The organism is Corynebacterium nasorum (assembly GCF_022345765.1).
GTDB classification, from domain to species: Bacteria; Actinomycetota; Actinomycetes; order Mycobacteriales; family Mycobacteriaceae; genus Corynebacterium; species Corynebacterium kefirresidentii.
Map to the genome: position 1 here is coordinate 1 of NZ_JAKRDR010000015.1, position 19,534 is coordinate 19,534.

At 53.0% G+C, this 19,534-nt stretch carries 21 protein-coding genes, 1 tRNA gene and 1 pseudogene; 8 read left to right on the top strand and 15 right to left on the bottom strand.

All coding sequences use genetic code 11. From position 1 onward, the window contains the following. Positions 1–93: 93 nt before the first annotated feature. From MHK04_RS09690 to MHK04_RS09700, 3 genes are read left to right on the top strand one after another with little or no spacing between them, the layout of a single operon-like run. A complete protein-coding gene (locus MHK04_RS09690) occupies positions 94–558 on the top strand; it encodes a glycoside hydrolase family protein (RefSeq protein WP_239208592.1) in 465 nt (154 codons plus the stop codon). After that, entirely contained in the window at positions 551–1,189 is a 639-nt protein-coding gene (locus MHK04_RS09695; RefSeq protein WP_239208590.1) for an ABC transporter ATP-binding protein, read from the top strand. The genes MHK04_RS09690 and MHK04_RS09695 overlap by 8 nt, the downstream gene beginning before the upstream one ends. Before the next feature lie 41 nt (positions 1,190–1,230). Next, positions 1,231–2,943: an ABC transporter permease gene (locus MHK04_RS09700; protein ID WP_239208588.1), complete on the top strand. Its 1,713-nt coding sequence runs from the start codon at positions 1,231–1,233 to the stop codon at positions 2,941–2,943. A gap of 115 nt (positions 2,944–3,058) precedes the next feature. On the opposite strand, the pseudogene MHK04_RS12220 reads toward MHK04_RS09700, so the two are convergent. The 12 genes and pseudogenes from MHK04_RS12220 to MHK04_RS09760 form a co-directional block, all read right to left on the bottom strand. Then, positions 3,059–4,400 (bottom strand): annotated as a pseudogene (locus MHK04_RS12220) (IS256 family transposase). Positions 4,401–5,051: 651 nt separating this feature from the next. Further along, on the bottom strand, positions 5,052–5,435 hold the full coding sequence (locus MHK04_RS09710; protein WP_239208586.1) for a hypothetical protein: 384 nt from the start codon (positions 5,433–5,435) through the stop codon (positions 5,052–5,054). A gap of 831 nt (positions 5,436–6,266) precedes the next feature. Further along, complete coding sequence (locus MHK04_RS09715) at positions 6,267–7,838, bottom strand: replicative DNA helicase (protein WP_239208584.1); 1,572 nt, start codon at positions 7,836–7,838, stop codon at positions 6,267–6,269. 106 nt (positions 7,839–7,944) lie between these two features. Continuing rightward, entirely contained in the window at positions 7,945–8,217 is a 273-nt protein-coding gene (locus MHK04_RS09720; RefSeq protein ID WP_239208582.1) for a hypothetical protein, read from the bottom strand. Further along, positions 8,214–8,603 carry a single-stranded DNA-binding protein gene (locus MHK04_RS09725; protein WP_239208580.1) on the bottom strand — a complete coding sequence of 130 codons (390 nt, stop codon included), beginning with the start codon at positions 8,601–8,603 and terminating at the stop codon, positions 8,214–8,216. Before MHK04_RS09725 ends, MHK04_RS09720 begins: the two co-directional genes overlap by 4 nt. 68 nt (positions 8,604–8,671) lie before the next feature. Beyond that, positions 8,672–9,373 carry a hypothetical protein gene (locus MHK04_RS09730; protein ID WP_239208578.1) on the bottom strand — a complete coding sequence of 234 codons (702 nt, stop codon included), beginning with the start codon at positions 9,371–9,373 and terminating at the stop codon, positions 8,672–8,674. Positions 9,374–9,470: 97 nt separating this feature from the next. Then, positions 9,471–9,827, bottom strand: coding sequence for a hypothetical protein (locus MHK04_RS09735; RefSeq protein ID WP_239208576.1), 357 nt, complete (start codon positions 9,825–9,827; stop codon positions 9,471–9,473). Further along, positions 9,827–10,696, bottom strand: a complete 870-nt coding sequence (locus tag MHK04_RS09740; protein WP_239208574.1) for a helix-turn-helix domain-containing protein — start codon at positions 10,694–10,696, stop codon at positions 9,827–9,829. The genes MHK04_RS09735 and MHK04_RS09740 overlap by 1 nt, the downstream gene beginning before the upstream one ends. Beyond that, complete coding sequence (locus MHK04_RS09745) at positions 10,689–11,018, bottom strand: hypothetical protein (RefSeq protein WP_238801829.1); 330 nt, start codon at positions 11,016–11,018, stop codon at positions 10,689–10,691. The genes MHK04_RS09740 and MHK04_RS09745 overlap by 8 nt, the downstream gene beginning before the upstream one ends. 57 nt (positions 11,019–11,075) lie before the next feature. Next, a complete protein-coding gene (locus MHK04_RS09750) occupies positions 11,076–11,453 on the bottom strand; it encodes a hypothetical protein (protein WP_239227052.1) in 378 nt (125 codons plus the stop codon). After that, positions 11,450–11,659: a helix-turn-helix domain-containing protein gene (locus MHK04_RS09755; protein ID WP_238801830.1), complete on the bottom strand. Its 210-nt coding sequence runs from the start codon at positions 11,657–11,659 to the stop codon at positions 11,450–11,452. The genes MHK04_RS09750 and MHK04_RS09755 overlap by 4 nt, the downstream gene beginning before the upstream one ends. Positions 11,660–11,669: 10 nt before the next feature. Continuing rightward, the gene (locus tag MHK04_RS09760) at positions 11,670–12,032 is read right to left on the bottom strand and encodes a hypothetical protein (RefSeq protein WP_239208572.1); all 363 of its coding nucleotides are present in this window, start codon (positions 12,030–12,032) and stop codon (positions 11,670–11,672) included. A 235-nt stretch (positions 12,033–12,267) separates the two neighbouring features. Between MHK04_RS09760 and MHK04_RS09765 the strand changes: the two genes are divergently transcribed. Beyond that, complete coding sequence (locus MHK04_RS09765; RefSeq protein WP_239208570.1) at positions 12,268–12,687, top strand: hypothetical protein; 420 nt, start codon at positions 12,268–12,270, stop codon at positions 12,685–12,687. 201 nt (positions 12,688–12,888) lie between these two features. Further along, on the top strand, positions 12,889–13,791 hold the full coding sequence (locus MHK04_RS12300; RefSeq protein WP_367404181.1) for a tyrosine-type recombinase/integrase: 903 nt from the start codon (positions 12,889–12,891) through the stop codon (positions 13,789–13,791). A 128-nt stretch (positions 13,792–13,919) separates the two neighbouring features. Here MHK04_RS12300 and MHK04_RS09770 read toward each other — a convergent pair. After that, positions 13,920–13,993: transfer RNA gene (locus MHK04_RS09770), tRNA-Leu, on the bottom strand. A 149-nt stretch (positions 13,994–14,142) separates the two neighbouring features. On the opposite strand from MHK04_RS09770, the gene polA reads away from it, so the two are divergent. The 3 genes from polA to MHK04_RS09785 all read left to right on the top strand — a co-directional run bounded on the left by polA (position 14,143) and on the right by MHK04_RS09785 (position 18,165). Beyond that, the gene (gene polA / locus MHK04_RS09775) at positions 14,143–16,791 is read left to right on the top strand and encodes a DNA polymerase I (RefSeq protein WP_239208568.1); all 2,649 of its coding nucleotides are present in this window, start codon (positions 14,143–14,145) and stop codon (positions 16,789–16,791) included. Positions 16,792–16,879: 88 nt separating this feature from the next. After that, positions 16,880–17,734, top strand: coding sequence for a DNA glycosylase AlkZ-like family protein (locus MHK04_RS09780; protein WP_239208566.1), 855 nt, complete (start codon positions 16,880–16,882; stop codon positions 17,732–17,734). A gap of 74 nt (positions 17,735–17,808) precedes the next feature. Next, positions 17,809–18,165 (top strand): hypothetical protein, encoded by a 357-nt coding sequence (locus MHK04_RS09785; protein ID WP_200287587.1) that lies wholly within the window; start codon positions 17,809–17,811, stop codon positions 18,163–18,165. On the opposite strand, the gene MHK04_RS09790 is transcribed toward MHK04_RS09785, so the two are convergent. Next, positions 18,129–18,599 carry an RDD family protein gene (locus tag MHK04_RS09790; protein WP_200287585.1) on the bottom strand — a complete coding sequence of 157 codons (471 nt, stop codon included), beginning with the start codon at positions 18,597–18,599 and terminating at the stop codon, positions 18,129–18,131. The genes MHK04_RS09785 and MHK04_RS09790 overlap by 37 nt on opposite strands. Before the next feature lie 9 nt (positions 18,600–18,608). Next, positions 18,609–19,340, bottom strand: coding sequence for a class I SAM-dependent methyltransferase (locus tag MHK04_RS09795; protein WP_023021655.1), 732 nt, complete (start codon positions 19,338–19,340; stop codon positions 18,609–18,611). Between the last annotated feature and the right edge of the window lie 194 nt (positions 19,341–19,534).

Consider the following 19,534-nt stretch of genomic DNA (forward strand, 5'->3'; position numbering starts at 1 on the left):
ATGTCGCGTGGGTGCAAAATGAGCTCAACGAAACACCCCGACAAATCCTCGGCGGCGCAACCCCACGTGAAATACTTAACGAACTATTCAAGCGTGGCGCATCCACCGCTTGATTCCGCCGATGATGGGGACAGGCTACTCCCGTATCTGGCAGAAGGAAGCGCTGGTGTTTTGTGGGCATTAACCGAGCTCGCAAAGAAACGCAGAATGGTTGCCACCAATGAGCAACTTTCGGGCTTAATAGAAGCCTGTTCCTCAAGGTACTTCGCCACAGCGGGTTTATTTTACGGTCGTGCAGGCTGCTATTGGTCGTTAAAGAGAGCTAATCAGGTTTTCGGCTCTCAAGTGGGAGGGCAATTGCTTCGAAATCAAGAAATACTTTTGAAAAAACAATGCATGGAGATGGACGGAGCTGTCTATTGCCTTGGAGACCGCAATGAAAGGTTCACTCTTGACTTTGCATTTGGAACAGCTGGAGTGCTTCACGCATTTACCAAGGAAATTTGTCAACCGGGGGATTGGATCCCTTTCCCAGAATTAGGAGTAAAGAATGCTTGAGCTTTGTAACTTAGAAATATCGTCGAGGCGAGGAAAGTCACTTGCTTGTATAGACGGACACTTTTCGGAAGGAAGTGTCCACTGGATTCGAGGAAAATCGGGGGCGGGTAAAACTACTCTCCTCAAGACAATCGCTGGGCTTCAACCCCCTTTATCAGGGGAGGTCAAGCTTTGTGAAAAGAGTCTTTGGTCAATTTCGAGACGACAACGTGATGCGCTCAGGGCTCAATCTATGGGCGTAGTGTTCCAGGACGCGGGCTTGATTCCTTGTCTAACCGTAGGAGAAAATCTAGCTTTTGCACGGAGTCTTTCTGGTGTTTCATCAATCTCGACGGACGGCAGTTCTCTGCTTACGAATTTCGGGATTGCTGAGGTATCTGATTGTTTACCTAGCGAGCTCTCCGGGGGCCAGCGCCAGCGTGCAGCCGTTGCAGCAGCGCTATCTAAACAACCTCGACTTATTCTTGCAGACGAACCGACTAGCGCACTTGACGAGGAAAACGCATATATTGTCCTGAATCGCCTTGCGCAATATGCTCAATCTGGTCAAGCAATTGCTTTGATAGTTTCCCACGATGAACGCGTTGCTGAGTTTGCTGATTGCAGTCTTGAAATTGGGGGTTCTCTGTGAATTATCGCTCGTTGGCATCGAAGATTCGAAAGGACACGACCGTGGAGAGTGTCCCATTTCTTTCAACTTGTTTCATCCTTACTTTTTTTATCGCCTTATTGATCTCAACTGTAGGGGCGAAGGAAGTTACTGAGTCGTTATCGATGGGCCTGATGTATTCGGCTGTCGTTTCTCTGGTCCCATTCAGTTTAGCGCTTAAGTATTGTATTAGGCACGTCATTATGGGGAGAAGAGCGCACTATAGGGCCCTTCGGCTGTTTGGATTTCCTTTGTCGAAGATTCGCTACGCGTTGGTGTGTGAAACTGTAGTTGTGATTGCATGCTTTTCCTTGGTTAATGCTTTCCTCGTGCCAATGTGTATTCAGCCGCTCTTTTCTTTTATATATTCTGGGGTTAGTATTACTTTGCCTTCTGGCTTCCCGTCACCATTCTTCGTGGCTTTTGTTACGTGGTTAGCTACGTCGGTGCTGGCTATTTTTCCCCTATGGCAAGAAACGGGTTCTCTAGCTGAGTTAAGGGAGAAGCATGTTGATGGAAGCGCAGGCCCAAGTAGTCCACAAGCTTCACAGTTGTTTCATTATCCGTTGGGGATTATTGCTTGTGTGATAGGGATCGCCATCTTTTTCCTTATACCACATGCTGCGCCAGGGAGCCGCTGGCCTCTACTCTTCATCTATGGCATTCCTTTCTTGGTTAGTGCTGCCTCGGTAATTATTTATGCACTAATTCTGTACTTGATTGAGTGTTTTTCGTTACGTCGTCGTGGTTGGACCCCATTCGTGTTGGCTATTCGACTTTTGCGTTCATTCATTCCCACGACGGTTTTGCGGATGGCTTGCATTTTTGTCTTGCTCCCAATAATTCTATTTATTTCGAACGATTCGGCCCTTTTTTCTGCCCGACAGGCATTGGCTGATAATGTTGACGATGTATTTGTGGCGGCTCCGGCCTCTGAGGGGACAGATGGCCTTGCGGAGGTAAGAATGGCTTGTCGAGAGCATTCGAAGGATTGTTTGGGCGTGTTAAATTGGGTCCCTGCTATTGAAGATGCGGGACAGTTTAAGCCTTCCAGCCTGGAAGAAGGGGCTGTTTACACTCTAGTGGAGGATCGAGATGGAACTATCGATTCTTTGGTAAAAAACAAGGACGTAGTCGGTCAAGCGCCTCGATCTCCCTTTGATCAGACTTGGATGCGACCATGGGATCAAACCTTTAACTCTCAGTCGGATCCTGCCTGGCAAAGCGATGAGGGGGGTACGTATTCGGTTGCAATATTTTCGGCCCCTCCCGACATCGGAGTTACTGAGGGAGTATCAGTTGTGAGCGCCAAGCAGTGGGCAGAAAAACTTCCTGATCGGTTGCTTTATGGTCCAAACGGTACGGGTACTAGCGAGTTTATACCGCTATTTGCTTATGTGATTGTTGGAGTAGCGGTCCTTATTTTCGGCTTGGCGTTAGCCCAGCAGGGGAGACTCATTCGGTATGCGCGAACAATTTGGGAACAGGGAGTACCAGCCGCTGAAGCCTATCGCATTAGAAAATTGGCTAATTGTGTGCCCTCGGCCTTCGCAGTGTTGCTTTCGCTGGGATCAGCTTGGTTCCTAAGCACGTATATGGATTCTCTAATTGCGCACAGATTGGTGGTGCACTTTCCCTCTCTTCCGTTCGGTCTTATCCTATTCTTGGTAGTCGTTATCGGCTTGGCTGCTATGGGTAGTAATTTTGTGAAGTCGCCAAAAGAAGATATTAGGTAATCGGTCACGTTGCTGAATTCGCAACTAAAGGTCATTGGGGACCACGCCTATTACTATTTCGCCATCGCCTTTGGTTGCATAGTTAACTGTCAAGCTGTATCGCGTGAGGTTAGGTTTATAGGCATTTGTCGAAGCGGTCGGGGTAGGCCACAACCATTTGGTTGATGGCCTGTTTCCGGCCGGAAACTCGGGCTCTTTCCATGAGTCTGCCGGCTGTCGCTGAGACTCGTTTGCCTTGTTTCGCCCGCTTTGGAGCTCGTTTGTCTTCGATGTTGCGGATCATCAGCCACAGCGTCTTGAGTGCTGATTCATCGTTGGTGAACTGCACCCTGTTTCGGGGGCTTCACGCAGTTAATTGTTGAGTAATTCAATCAAATTCGTTGTATAGATTACCTTCCTTGCTGCTGGTGGGAACTGCAGAAATGGTACGAAAACGCTGTCAAGCACCCCGCCAAACCTTGACTGAGCGTGGATACTTTTGAGCTTGTTCAGAGGCTTCAAATTCGTCTAAAGTAGCCATGCTGTGGACTCATCTGCAGCGGTGTAGATATCGCGAAGCGTACGAGAGACGGTTTTGCGGTTCTGATAAGACGCCCATCGGTTAGCTGCGCGAATCAGGTGCACGATACAGGTTTGCGCCATAGAGTTCGGCCAGGTTGCCTCTACTTCTTCTGGCAGTCCTTTAAGCCCGTCACAGCAGACGACAAAGACGTCTTTGACCCCACGGTTGGAAACATTGGAATATACCTGCGCCCAAAATGAAGCGCCTTCTTCTTTGGCAATCCACAACCCGAAATGTGCTTCATGTCGTCGAGGCCCATGCCGATAGCCATGTACGCGGATTTGTTGACTGCTCGGCCGCTGTCGCGGACTTTAATGCGCAACGCATCGAGAAAAATGACCGGGTAGAACTCGTCTAACTGGCGGTTTTGTCAAACCGCGACCTCATCGAGGACGGCATCGGTGACTGCGGAAATCGTCTCATGGGAATTATCAACCCGCATCGCAGTTGCCATATGGTGCTGGATGTCCACAATTGTCATCCCGCCGGCATACAAGCTGACGATCATGTCATCAACGTCAGTCAAACGCCTAGAACCTTTAGGAACCATGGTCGGTAAGAATGTTCCGAACCGATCTCTAGGGACATCGACGATGGCTGGCCCGTAGTCAAAATCCGCGTTCTTTGGATACGATCCGTTAAGGCGATTGTCTGTTCTAGCAGCAGCTTTAGCACTCCTGTCGCCAGGCTCATAGCCTAGGTGGGCATCCATTTCAGCGTTAAGTCCCCTGGTAATCGACGCCTGCAGCATGCCTCGAACTAGGTCAATAGCTTCCGTGGTGGACGTACCGAGGTCATCAATCAGTTTCGCGATGTCAGGGTTAGCAAGAAGCTTCTTTTCAATCGCATCAATCTTGGCCTTATCAGCCGGATCTCGTCTCGCCACAGTAGTCATCCTGGTCCATCTCCTCATGCAGGTTAGGAACCCGCACACAAACGATCAGACACTCTCTGGTGGAACTAGACTAGGCTCCGTCAGAGCTTGGAATATCGAACCTCGGCCGAGGTGGAAACCGAATTGTGGAAGCAGAACCTGCTACAGGGAATAATAGAATTTAAGGCAAATGTCTAGGAGCAAAATCCGGGGCATTTCAATCCCATCCTGCCGTAGGAAGGCGTAGCAGCTTAAACACCAAAAACGAAACAGCCAACAGGGTAAACCCCAGCTAATCCACCTGCGAGGTCGACAAACTATATAGGAATACACCACCCCATTTTTAGTTTTTTATCGTGTAAAAACGGTTTGACCTGCGGATAATCGTTTAAGGCACCACAGTAAATCCGTTTGTTATTGTTCTGTGATAGGCAAAATAGAATGCCAATTACGGGTCTAGAGCTAACGGGCTTCAGCATTGCTCCCAGCAAGTAGCATTATAATAGGTTGTTCGCCTGTAATTCTCCATGCCACCAAGCTCGGAGTTACAGTAATTCTGCGCCGCTCGCGTGCGACTTTCTTTCTTCAGTAGTGGGAGTGGCGTAGCTGGGCTGGAGTTTTCGTGTGCTTGCTTAGTTGGGTTTCACGTTCATTACTCATAGGTGCAGTATATCACTGCAATAGGTGTAACCCGCTGACTGCGAGGTCACCAGCTTTGATATGGGCCAGGATCCTGTCCTCGTCAAGGTAGATCTGGTGCCCATAGCTGTCATACTTCTCGTCCGAAGCCACACTCACCATGCAGCCGATCTCATCACCATCGTCCATGGCGAGGTACACGACCTGGCTGTGGCCATCCGTGTGTCTTCCGGTGGTGAGTACAGCCTGCTCAATGATGATCTCCAGCTGCCATATTCGCACGGAATCGGGTACGTCGTGGCCTTCTAGTGCTAGTAGATCACGGATATAACGCACTGCCACCTCTGTGAAACGCTTGGATACTGTGAGCAAATCGTCTACTGCGTCGGTGCGGGTTTTGGCGAAAAGGTCGAACATTTTGCTCCTAGTTTTTGGTTGTTGAGAGGGTCGGATGTTATGATCCCACATCCCGATCGTGAAAACAACTAAAGTTCTTATTGTGGCCGCCTATCAGTGTGATATACTGGGTCTTGCAGCAGTAATGATGACATTGCAGCATAACTCTCCAGTTTTCTTTACTAACCCCCTAGGCCGGTGTGACCTAGCGGGTTACTTCTATGCGCAAGCGAGCTCTACATTGCCAGGGCGCAGATACCTTGACGTACCTCGACCTCACGTGGCTGCATGAGCGCTGACATGTAGATTTGTCGGACTAAACTCGTTCACAAACCTTCCGCCCGCCCTAACGGCAAAAGGGTTCCACCTCCTATTAGCGTCAGGGTCTGTTATCCACGGATCGTCATAATAATGGGACTCCGGTACTGATCCGAGCCAGCCAGGTAGCCAGTCGAGACCATACGTGTATGCGCTGATCAGGAAGGAACGCAAGCTTAAATTCTTGTACCTATCACGGTGCTCGTACCGGTATGACTTGGCCTCAACCGGCACATTTTTATTGCACAATGGGTTTTCTGCCATGATTGCGGATTTTTCAAGAACTGACGGCTTCTCCCCAAATGTTGGGACGATCATGACCGTGGTCACATCAACCGCCTACGGTTCCTGCGTTTTTCGAGCCGCCCAGTGATGGTGCCACCTATCGCGGCCTCCGTCGCCCTGTATCGTGACCCTATGTACAGCAGATCTCCCGTGGCGTCGTAGTAGCGGTACAGCCATCCGGTGTGCTGGTCTTCGAGAATACTGGGCACGGGGCTGGTGTAAATATAGGGTTTACCTGGGCGGATATGGCTACTGCTCATCAAGATCAGCCCCCATATCCTCCATAGCCTCCAGCTTCTCTCCACCCTCTAGCCACTGCAACTGCTGAGGGCCAAAGCGGTCGAGGATCTTCTGGCGAGCGGCCTCTTTAGCCTCATCGTCAGCAGCCCCGAGCCACAGGTCTCGACCCTCAGCCCACGCGTCGACCATGGACTCGTCGATGTTTTGACCAGGAAATCCACCAACGCCGAAACGGGAGTATCCAAGCTGTGCGTCCACTGCCACTTCGCCCTCGACACCACCGCGGTTTTTTCCAACTTTGATATGCAAGCTAGTGTCGGAGTCTTCCGGATCACGAGATCGCCAGCACAACAACGCGGCATTGGCATCTTGCTCTAGGGAGGCTGGCCCGCGGAAACCGAAAATCGATGGGGTTCCGGACTTGTTAGTGTCACGGTTCATCTGTGAGAGAAGAATCACAACGATTCCCAGGCTTTTGGCGAGTTTCTTGAGCTCACGCGTCACACGACTTAGAGCCTCCAGCTCAGTGAGCCGCGACCCGTTGGTTACTGGCACAAGGCCTGCATAATCTACGACGATGTACTTGATTTTCTCTTTGCGCTGGTAGATACGGGAAACGGCCATGACCTGCTCCAGTGTCAGCGTTTCGTCAAAGACCCAGAACGGTTGTTGGGACAACTTCTGGGCTACGCTCTTTGCCCCCTCTCGTTCCTGCAGGCTAAGCTGCTTTTTTCGCAGTTTTGCGTATGGGATATTGCCGGTCGCGGAAATCAGCTTTTCCGTTAGTTCCGTTACATCCATTTCATACGAGAAGAAGCACCCAGGCACGGACCTAGCGGCATTGCGTCGCATAAAGTCCATGGCGAGCGTCGTCTTACCGGCACCCGGCGCGGCACCTATGACAACAAGATTACCTGGTTTGAGGCCACCAAAAAACAGTTCGTCCAGTGGGGGGATGTGGAACTTAAGGCCACGTGTATCGTCCTCATATGACGCTTCCCACGCGTCCATGGCCTGCGAGGCGTTGTAGCCAGTTTTCTGCTGGTCAGCTTCTGTTTCTTCGACGTCGGAGAGGAGGGTGGCGAGTGTGTCGTCCACTTCGCGAGTGGGGTCTAGTAGGTCTTCGCGTGCTTGTTTGAAGGTTTTTGCGTAGCGTCGGCGTTTCCCCTCGTTGGCTACGATGTCACACAAAGACTGTAACGTTCCGAGGTCAGTGGCCTGCGACGCGTAATCCCGTAGGTGGGCGGGTAGGTGTGCGTGGACGTCGCCGTAGAGCCTGATTACTTGGTCTTCTACGATTTCGGGGCTGGGCGTTACACCATCGGCGTGTAGTTTTTGTACGGTGGCGTAGATATGGCGGTGCAACCCAGGAGATAACATCCACGGTTCGAGTTCTTCGACGAGTGTGTCGAGACAATCAGGCGAGGTGAGTGCTGCTCCGAGGAGTCGCGTTTCGGCTGTGGTGGTGCTGCTGGTTTCTGGTCCGGATTTTTCTAGGGTAGTGGTGGTGTATAGGGAATCGGAGTAGGTGTCAAAAAAGTCTTCGGTGGGGGTGTCCCATGCGTCGTAGAAGTCTTCCATTTTAATTCTCCAATTCAATGTTGCATTTTTAATGCTGGTGTCATATGATGGAGCCGTAGCCAAAACGGTTGTGTGGTGTGACCCGGCTACGACTCCAACAATTCAATTAAGCCCAAGGATTCTTTTCTGGTTCGTCCTTCCCGTTATCAGAATTCTTCTCCTTCTGGGCCTGATCCCACGGATCATTATCATGCGGTTCGATCCCCTCCGGTGGTGTGGACGGATCGATGCTGGTGGCGGTGGTCTTCGGATCACTGGTAGTAGTGGTGTACAGAGACTCCGACTTTGAGGTCGTGGTGGCCTCCGTCTTCGGGCGAGTCTCAACCGCGGGCAGTGGCTTCCCTTGTTCTTTGGAGGCCTTGACCATAGACGCGTTCACGACGCTGACCGCAGGGTTCTTGAGACTAACGCTGACGTCGTCGGCATTAACGGTGATAGACGTGCGTGGGACCCTGTACTGCTCCGGTGTTTTTCGTCAGTCCATTGGTCAAAGTGCCACGATCCGGACACTGTCACGAGGTCACCTTTTCGCAAGGCGTTGACGATATTGTTCGCCCAGTTACCGCGAGCAAAGGCTGTTACTGCGACCGACGCCGTTTCTTCCCAGGCTGTGATGTTTCCGTTCTGGTCCCTGACCGGGGAGTTTTCCGTGTAGAAAAGAGTTACTTTGGCGAGCGGACGATCGTCATTCTCTTTTTTGGTCGTGATCAGCTCCGGATCTTTGATTAGGAATCCGGTGAATGCTGCTGATAGACGATTGGACATGGTGTGAATCTCCTTAAAAATGGGGGTGGTGAAAAAATTTAGTGGTGTTACTGGTGGTGATTATAGCGTCACTGTGACAAAATCTGGTCTCCGATCAGTCCGAACATCTCACGATCCCCGCAGTCGTATGGATCGTCCCAAAAGCCGTCGTTCTTCTCCGCATACCCCTGTGCATAATATTCATTCGGTGGCGCTAGATCGAACCCGGCGCGGTGGGGGAGTGAGGACCACACGGGTCTCCATTCCCCGTCCTCCCAAACGTCCACGGCGGTGATGGTGGCTCGGTGTCGATAAGCCAGTGTTAGAAAATCTGTTCTACTCTTATCGACCGGGATTGCTAGGCTCAGTGGCCGAACCATTTGCTGCCACGTTGGGGCTCCGCCGTCAGGCCAGTGGTGGTCATAAAAACCGCGCTTTGGGCTGATCAGACCGCGTGTCGCATTGCAACCCAGGAACGCTGGGATTGTCGGCTCGTACTCCTCTTCCCATGTGTCGTCGATGTAGAGTCGCACGGGGCGAAGTAGACACTTTTTCTGGATGATCCACAAGCGTTTCTGCAGGTCCTCGTCGTTTTCGAAAACCAAGAACCCCGTCATCCACTGGCCTGAATCCAACTGCAAGTGCCACTCTGCGGTCCGGTATTTATCCCCGGCTGTGTGTTCAAAATCCCAGGGTGCGGTGCATTTTCCCGGTTGGAGGGCCATGGCGTAGAAACCTTTTCCCTCCACGATATGTTTACGTGCCATACGCAGCTGAGACGCTGATAGCATGGTTTATTCTCCATTCTGATTGATTTAACCCCCTTCTCTGGTACCCGTGTCCACAAGAGTCCTGAAACTCCGTCAGGCGGGACGCTAGGGGTTGATTTTAGACTCTGTAGCCGAGTTGCTCCGACTTACGATCCCGGTGCCACTGGAGCAATTCCTGACGACGCCGGTACTTCGGATCACTCAAAAAGCTCTTCACACGCTCACGAACGTCCCCAAAACGCGGCGGCTTACCAGACCCAGTACCCTCCACCACCAGGGCCTTCAAAGCCTCCTGCCATGCCCACACCGGGTTCGTATCACGCCACACAGCCTCCACCAAAGCCTCGCGCTGCAGCTTCTCCGCAGGACCATCGCCCTCGGGAAGAATTTGCCTGCCCCACTGGGTCTCAATAACCTGCGCAATAAGGGCCACTAGCAGCTCAGACTCTTCCTTGCTCTTCTTAAATTTCGACATTAGTCTTCCTTTCCTGCCTGACGACGAATCGCCCGCTCGATACCGGCCATAAGATCAACCATTTCCTGATCCTTAGCCTCCTTTTTCTTAGCCTTGACCAGCTCTTTCTCCCACTGACCTGTTTTCAAAACACGTTCCAAGCCAGGCCGGAATTTCTCATCACCCTCGAAGTTCTCGGCCACTGCAGCCACGCCTTTCGCGATTTTCTCTGGGTCGTTACCCTCGCTGACCAGCTGAGAATAAATCTCTTTGCAGGTAGAGAGCTTGCCAATGCGGGGATAATCCGATAGGGAGTCCCATGCGGTGTGAAAATTCTCGTCGGAGGTGGTGTCAGGTCGAGAGGATTCCGAAGTTCCAGAATTTTCAGAAGACGAAGAAGAAGACTGGTCTTTATTAGTCTTTAACTTAGTCTTATAGTCTTTATATACATGCACAGAATTTGACCCCATTTGCGCGCAATTTTTGACCGTAGGTGCGTGCAAATTTTGATCGTAGTTACGGTCAGAATCTGTGCGTACAAAATCTGCACGTTCAGAATCTGCACGTTCAGAATCTGCACGCATCCACTTATCAGGATCAGCCTCCACCGTGTATACGGAGATGTACGCATGACCGGATTTCCCACCAGAATGCGCGTACCGAATGACCCCCTTTTCTCTCATGGCATTAGCGTAGCTGCGAACAGTATTGCGGCTGACCTGCAGCGCATTAGCAATATCGTCGTGACTAGCACTAGCCCCAGAGGGGAGGCTGGTTAAGTACAGGAAAACTGCTTTTTCACCGGGGGTCAAGAATCCATCCTGGGCCACAGAGTTGTGGATTTTTACGTAGTTACCTGCTGGAACGTCCTTTACGATTACCTTAGCCACGGTGGGCACCGCCCTTCTTGGCCTGAGCTTCGTGATACTCAGCGATCGGGTACATAGGCCTGCCTGCGTCTTCGTCGTCCTGCACGTACGGGTACAGAGCTCGCCCCAGGGCCTTGATTGCGGCCTCCTCACGTTCGAACATTCTTGTCAATGTGTTCGATTGGGTGACGGATTTTTGACGAAACTCGCGGGCGTGAGTCAGTGCGTCTTGCAGACACTCATGCATCTGGTGGCGCATAAACGGCGTGACGGCCTTGAAAACGTCGTCAATTGTGTCGAATTGTGGGATTGGTGTGGCGTTCGGGTCTGGAATATCACTCAACCGAGTGAATTTTATAGGTGTAGACATTATGATCCTTCCTATGTGGTGTGGTGTGATTTAGAAGATGGGGGTGCCGAAGCTATCGACCAGGGGCTGGAAGGCGGCGGCGTCGCCTCGTGCCTCTAGTTCTCCAAGCTCGTCAACCATGCTGACGGTGGTAGGCACGGCCCCGACCAATTTTGATTTTGGAGACTGCGGCCAGCTGATGGGCCTGAGACCTAGTTGTTCCTTGAAAACCTTCTCTAGCTGGTTCTTCCAGCCGGGTTTTCCCATTTTGATCCGCGGATACACTTTGACGTGTACCTGCAGGACGAGGCCCGGATTTAGCGTTAGGCCTGTGATGCAGTTGTGGTAGTCATAGTGGAGCTGCACGGGGCGGAGGCCGACTTTCTGGGCCCTGGCCCTCCACGCCCTGGCGTCTGACTCGATCGTCATGCTGCGTCCCCCAAGGGTGTGATCCACTCGTCTACTGCGTGCGGTTCTACGAGGATGATTTTCCCAGCTTCGAAGGCCGGGAGTTTTCCTTCTCGTACTGCGCGGCGGATGGTGGTGGTGGAGATTCCGGTGGCGGCGGAGATCTGGGCTGTGGTGAGCAAAACTGAATCTGGGTATTTTTGCTGCATTAGCTGTGATACTGCCATTGTTTTTCCTTTACTTTTGTCCCGGCAGGACCTCGGCTTGGAGCATATCCAGGAACGGGTTCTGGAGCTGCGGGGCGGGATCGTCCTGCGGGTCGGAGTCTTCTTCGTCCTCGTCCTGGGTGTCGATGTGGTGCTCCTCGACCATGGCCCAGTAAGCGTCGAAGCCGGTGTCCTCGTCGGCGTACTTGTCTTTCATGCGGAAGCCCTCTTTCACAATCCAGCGATCTCCGTCGCGGTCGTCTGTGACGCACTCCCATTCGTAGGCCTCTGCGACGATTGCGTCCACGTCGTATTCGTCTGCCCATTCTCCGAGGCCCTCGCGGGTGGACCCTGCGATTTCTTCAAGAGATCCGTAGTAGGTGGTGTTGCTCATTTTCCTTTTCCTTTCTGAGCAGTGGTGGATGTGTGGTGTACCGATTCTGGAATGTTTCCTTCCTGATCGGTATGACTCCATAGTACCAAATATTTGTCGTAGTGCAATACCAGAATCACAAAATGTTGACCTTTATTTTTCAGTATGTGTACACTCAATTAATGTGTCGCCCGGTAAGGGTTGATTTTTACACAAATAAAGTATCGCCATATGTGAGGAGTATCACAAATAACTCATGGAAAAACACGTCGGAAACTCACGCCGTCTGGTAAACGGAAGCCGCGAGGTCACGCTGTTACACATCAGACAATTCTGTTACCCCTATCGAGCTGTTACCCAAGAAGATATAGCTTCTGACCTGCACATATCCAGGGCACAGCTCATTAATCGACTCCGCTCAGGGTTCACTGCGGGAGAGGTCATTGAGCTTGCAGAGGTGACCGAGTCGGACCCGGTATCACACCTTGTGTCTTTTGGCTTTATTACAGAAGAGCAGGTCAGCGGGTATGCTAAGAGGAAACTTACCCCCGAACAGGGGGTAGATATTCGTCTGGCCGATGCCTACGCCTCAAAAATCACTACCGCCGCGGTGAAACTCTCCAATGTTTTGCGTGGCTTGGACCCCGACGCTGACCATTTTGACGAACCGTTCTAAGGGCGACAATTGGCTTCTATCAGCGAATACAAAACCAAAAATGGACTCCGGTACCGCGTGTTGTGGCGTGATCCGGAGAGTCAGAAACAGCGTACAAAGCGGGGTTTTTCTAGCGCACGATCCGCACAAGTGTGGGCCGCGAAAATGCTCGTTGACCAGGTGGAAGGCTCGTGGGTGGACCCGCAGAGGGGCAGGACTCCTATGTCTACCATCATTGCTGCGTGGCACGAGGCCAAGTCCTTATCTTGGGCTGAGTCTTCTGCTCGTAGCAACGGCACGTACATCCGACACCGGATCACCCCGCGGTGGGGGAACTCGGCTGTGGGGAAACTCAGCAGGTCAGGTGTGCAGGAGTGGGTGAATTCCCTGTATGCGGAGGACGGGTTATCCGGAAAAACTGTACGGATTATTTATGGATTATTTTCCGCGATCCTGGAGTACGCCGTTCAAGAAGGGTATATCCCCAAATCACCCTGCCAGGGGATTGTGCTGCCCAAGAAAAACCCTCCCCGAAAAGTGTATTTGACCGTTTCCCAGGTTAAACGGCTCGCTGACGAGTGTTCTCGGCACGGGGATGCGGTTCGAGTATTAGCCACCACAGGGCTGCGTTTCGGTGAGCTGGCTGGCCTTACCCCTGAGGACGTCAGTTTTAATACTCGCAGGCTGGTTGTCCGGCGTTCTGCCACTACCGTGGGTGGGAAAATCGTCGTCGGTCCACCAAAAACACGCAAAACCCGTACTGTGGCGTTTTCTGATGTGGTGGCCGACGATCTTAGGGCACGTGTAGCAGCTGTGGGACCAGGGGAGTATCTTTTCCACAGCCCTGGAGACCCGACTACTCCCATGCGTCTTCCGAGCTCAGGATCATGGTTCACGGAGGCTGTGGCGCGTCTACAGGCCGAAGACCCGTCGTTCCCACACATCACCCCACATGGACTCCGGCACACCGCGGCGTCTCTACTGATTAGTGCGGGGGCAACCGTTTTGGTGGTGAGCCGTCAGTTGGGGCACGAGGACGCGGCTATGACACTAAATACTTATGCTGACCTCTTTGACGATGATTTAGGGTCTGTGTCTGCGAAAATGTCTGATTTGTGGGCCTGATTCCGTGACAACATCTGACAACATTTTCTGATCGCAATGATCGTTATGATCGCAATGACTGCTGTTTCGTAACAAGAAGAAACAACCCTCTACCAGGAGGTTCCCGGTCAGAGGGTTGTTACGAAAAGTGCCCCTGGTGAGACTCGAACTCACACTGGACGGGTTTTGAATCCGTTGCCTCTGCCAATTGGGCTACAGGGGCGCACAGTGCCAAGGCTTGCTGCCTGTGACTGTGAAAATAGTAGCGCAGGGACTAGGGGAATTCCTAATTGGGTAGGGGAAGCGGGGGAATGCCCACGTCATCCAATAAATGTGCACCGGGGTGTTCGTATATCGGCTCGCTTCTCTAGGATGGGGCAGGTGACTACTAAACAGCCTCGACTTCTGCTCATTGACGGCCACTCTATGGCCTTTCGTGCCTTCTACGCCCTGCCGGTGGATAACTTTTCTACCTCGGGCGGCCAGCACACCAATGCCGTATATGGCTTTCTATCGATGCTTTCCAATATCGTGGCGGAGGAGAAGCCCGATGCCATCGCGGTGGCATTCGATGTAGGGCGAAAGACCTTCCGCACCGAAATGTTCCCGGACTACAAGGCGCAGCGTGAAGCCGCGCCGGAGGAATTTAAGGGCCAAGTTGACATCATCCGCGAGGTGCTCGAGGTGCTGGGGATTACCACCCTCTCCCGCGAGAACTTCGAGGCCGACGACATCCTCGCCACGCTGGCGACCGAGGCGCAGGCTTATGAGACCCTCATCGTCACCGGTGACCGCGATTACCTGCAATTGGTAAACGATTCCACTACGGTGCTTTATCCCATGAAGGGCGTATCCACTCTCCACCGCTTTACGCCCGCCGCGGTGGAAGAGAAGTATGGTCTCACACCTGCGCAGTACCCAGATTTTGCTGCATTGCGCGGTGATCCGTCCGATAATTTGCCGGGCATTCCCAAGGTGGGCGAGAAGACGGCGACTAAGTGGATTGTTAAATACGGGGACTTGGCATCACTGGTTGAGCACGCCGAAGAAATCAAGGGCGTGGTGGGCAATAATTTCCGCGAGCGCATCGATCAGGTGCAGATGAATCGCAAGCTCACCCAAATGATCACGGATATGGACCTAGAGGTTGGCCCTGACGATCTGGCTTTCCAGGAGGCGAAGGTTGCGGACGTTGCCGCTAAGTTCGATGACCTCGAGTTTGGCACCAACCTGCGCGATCGCGTACTGGCCGCCATTCCCAATGACGGCGCTGAGGCAGCGGAGCAGACCGAGGAAATCCAAGAGTTAGAGACAGTCATCGACGATGAGCCATTGTCCCAGTGGCTGCCAGGCCGAGAGCATGTTGCGGTCTATGTCCAAGGCGAGGGAAACCCAGGACAGGGCGATGCTTCTGCCATTGCCTTCGTAGACCAGGAACGCCACGGGCTGCAAGTGGAGTTGGGCGACCTTTCTGCCGCGGACGATAAGGCCCTAGCGCAGTGGCTGGCCTCCGATGCGCCGAAGTATTTCCACGAGGCGAAGGCCGCCTTCCATATGCTTGCCGGTCGGGGTATTGAGCTAGCCGGCATTGCCCACGACACGGCCATTGCCGCCTACCTGCTGCGGCCCGGTCAACGCACTTACGCGCTTGCCGACGTCTACCAACGCCACCTCCAAAAGACCCTCGGCGCCGCCACGGAGCAGCTTTCCCTGTTGGATGATTCCACCTTGGTGGACCAAGCCGCAGCCATTATGGAATTGGCGGAAAGGCTCACTGCAGAGCTCCAAGAGATTGATTCTTTCGAACTTTATACCGACTTGGAGCTGCCCCTGGTGACCATTTTGGCGCGCATGGAAGCTACCGGCATTGCTGTTGACGTAGACATTCTCGAAACACAAAAGGATGCCTTCGTAGAGCAGGTCGCCGAACAAGAGCGTGCCGCCCGCGAGCTTGCCGGTGACGATAAGCTCAACCTCAACTCACCCAAGCAGCTACAAACCGTACTCTTTGAGACTTTTGATCTGCCCAAGACCAAGAAGACAAAGACCGGCTATTCTACCGCGGCTAAGGAGATTGAACAGCTCGCGGTTAAGAATCCCCACCCATTCTTAGACCACCTTTTGGCTCACCGTGAGTACCAAAAGATGAAAACCACCCTCGAAGGTCTAATCAAGACCGTGCAGCCGGACGGTCGCATCCACACCACGTTTAATCAGACAGTGACGTCGACTGGCCGCTTGTCCTCGACGGAGCCAAATCTGCAGAATATCCCGGTGCGCACCGAAGCTGGGCGACAGATTCGCTCCGCGTTTATCGTAGGCGAGGGCTACGAAGAACTCATGACCGCGGACTATTCGCAGATTGAGATGCGTGTGATGGCACACCTCTCGGCAGATCCCGGGCTTATCGAGGCCTATAAGGACGGCGAAGACCTGCATAACTACGTCGGCTCCCGAGTCTTCGACGTCCCCGTCGACCAAGTCACGCCGGAGCTGCGCCGCCGCGTTAAGGCAATGTCTTATGGTTTGGTCTATGGCCTGTCCGCCTTCGGCCTATCCCAGCAATTGGGCATCCCGGCTGGGGAAGCGAAGTCCATCATGGAAAGCTACTTCGAGCGTTTTGGCGGGGTAAAGAAATACCTCGATGAAGTTGTGGTCCAGGCGCGTAAGGATGGGTATACAGCCACCCTCTTCGGCCGCCGCCGCTACTTGCCCGAGCTCAACTCCGATAACCGCCTAGCGCGCGAGAACGCAGAGCGAGCCGCATTAAATGCACCGATTCAAGGTACCGCGGCAGACATTATCAAGGTGGCAATGATTCGCGTTGACCGCGCATTGCAGGGCATGAAGTCCCGCGTGCTGCTACAGGTCCACGATGAATTGGTAGTTGAGGTCGCTCCTGGCGAGGCTGACCAGGTACGTGAAATTCTCGAGCGGGAGATGGACTCTGCTATCGAGCTCAACGTGCCGCTGGAGGTCTCCGCTGGTTCAGGCAAGGATTGGGATGCCGCAGCCCACTAGCGCAGCTTCTTTCTCTCGCCGAGAAAAGGCGCGCCTTAGGCTTGCCTCGCAAGGCTTAACCGTTCAGCGGTGGGAGAGTGCGGAGGAAGTGATCCGGGCTTTCGGCGTTATGCAAGGCCAAGACCTGCACTCCGTGCGCCGATCGCTGGCCTTGCGGGCGCAAGACCACTCAGATGCCGGAAATATTGTGCGTGGGTATCCCATGCGTCATACGCTTTTTGCGGCTTCTGTCAAGGACATAGGCTGGATAACTGAACTCTGTGCTAAACGGCGCAAGGGCGACGCAGAGTTAGTGGCAAAGGTAAACAAGCTCATTGATCGTCCGCTTTCGCGTGCCGAGCTGAAAGAACGTGCTGCCACAGCGTTGCCGGGTGTGCCTTTCTGGCACGTTGTGCGTGTAGCAATGGAAGGCGGTCACGCCGTTTACTCCGGAGCTGATCAGCTGATTACACCGGTCGATTTGCCGGGGTTAGAGGAGATTTACAACGGCGACAAAGTCGCCGCTACCACAGAGTTGATGACTCGGTATTTTCGCACTCATGGCCAAGTCACGTTGGGGGACTTTGCTTGGTGGACAAAGCTACCGCAAAAACTAATTAGACCAGCGGCTGAAAACCTCCCGCCGGACATTGTGCGGTGTGGAGAAGAATCCCCGGACTTTGTCTCGATAGAGGTAATTGATATGGCCGAAGCACGAAAGAAGCGCTCGGTGCTCTTATTGGGAGCCTTCGACGAGTACATCCTGGGATACCGAGATCGGTCATTTGCGATGACTTCAGAAGTTCACGAGATACTTGCCCCTGGAAACCGCGGTGTATTTCGCCGCGCCATTGTGGTGGACGGCCAGGTTCGTGGGACGTGGAATAAACAAGCTATCGAGAATCTGGGTATCCCCGGCTACGCCGAGCCCAAAGTTCAGAAGTTGTGGCGAACTGCGCAATAAGTTTTTAGGTAGCCTTCTCTGTGCGGAAAAATTATGCGTGCACATGGAGAAACTAGGAAGGGAAATACTGCGCAGTGACTCTGGAAGAGAAAATAAATAAATGGAATCTCCGCTTTTTTGAAAGTTTGTGGGCCATGCAAGTGAATTTCCTTGCAGCCGATATCAATGACCTCGGGCTAGACCAATTCCTTGAAGAGCATAGGGCCTATGGAATCGGGTATGGACTCTTCGCAGTAGCGTATTTTGTGGCAGCCATGAGCATCGCCCGTGTGGCGCCAAACCCTAAGGTCAGGAGATTAACGGCCGCTGGGGTGATGGTCGTTTCCACGGCGCTTGCGTTCCTCTTTCCATCCGAGTGGATGTTTGCTGCGTTGGTTATTTTCGCCCTTGTTTATTACCTCTGGCCACGAAAAGAAGGCGTGTCTATCTGAGGTCGGCGCTCCACCAGGCAATTGGCCAGCATATCGAAGGGAGTTTGGCCAAAAGCGAGCATGCTGATGCTTAAAATTGCCAGTAGCAGGGGCATAACACCCGACCAACCTGAAAGCGTCAGCATTGTTAGCAATAGCCAGGAGTTTCGCAGGCAAGCGGTGAAAAATCCTGGGTGGGTGGCAATGATTTCTAGCTGGAGGGACCACTTACCTAGCGAGGTGGATTTCGCGGCTTCCACCCATACCCGATAGACGTAAAAGACCACGGCGGCGGCAATGGCATTATAGAGTTCTAAGGTCTCTCCAGTAAGCGGATGGTCGGCTGCCGCATTTACTACCCACCGCACCACCATGACGATGGCAGCGGCTAGGAAACTGTCAATCCACCAGGCAATGCCACGTCGTATCAATAAGCCAATCCGGTCCAAAACCATGCCCATAGGTTAGCGGGAATTGCTGCAGACGAAAATAATCGTGCCGGGAAAGATTTCGCCGCGCTCCGGAGACCATTGGCCCCAGGTGATCCTAAGGTCTTGCGGCCACTCGGGTTCAATTATGTCCTCGATAAGGAACGGGCCTTTACTCTGCAGGGCCTGGAACCAATCGGCGATGGTGCGATGAAACTCCGCATACGTGAGGTTGCCATCGCGGTCTTGTTCCAGATAGGCGCGGTCGAAGTAGCTAATATCAGCCGTTAAATCGGTAGGATCATCGGGGAAGATCCAGCGCATGGGATGGGTGACTGAGAGGACAAAACGACCGCCTGGTTTAAGAACCCGGGAGACCTCCTGTAGCGCTAAGTCGAGATTAGCGAGGAAGGGAAAAGCGCCGAACGCAGAGAAAGCAGCGTCGAAGGACTCTGTAGCATAGGGTAGCGACAGCGCATCGGCTTGCGTCAAGGGAAGTGCACCAGCAGCGTGGTTGAGCATGCCGCGAGAGATATCGAAGCCAGTGGCAAAGCGGGCACGCGTTTGGAGCCACTCGGTGCACGGTGCGGACCCGCAGCCAATTTCGAGGACGGAAGAATCCGAGACGTCGCCAAGCAGGTGCACTTGGTCCTCATGGAGCATCTCTGGGCACCAATAGAAGGAAGAAAGATAGTCGGGGTGCTCGGCATGGTAGCTAGCGGCGTCGCCATCCCAGTAGACCTGATTTGCTTGTGATGGGGAAATCACGGTGGGGGAAGAACTCCTTGGAGAAAAAGTTGCGTCTTGTATTTGCCCTTTAAGCTGGACAGATGTAGGGTTGAACGGGCGTGTCTATGCCACGGGTTGTTCTAAGCCGTTGTAGGAAGGCTTTAAGCAATCACGAGGCGGGATCGAATACTTTTCTTTTGCTGCTTTGGGCAGCTTAGCAAGCTTTTTTCGAG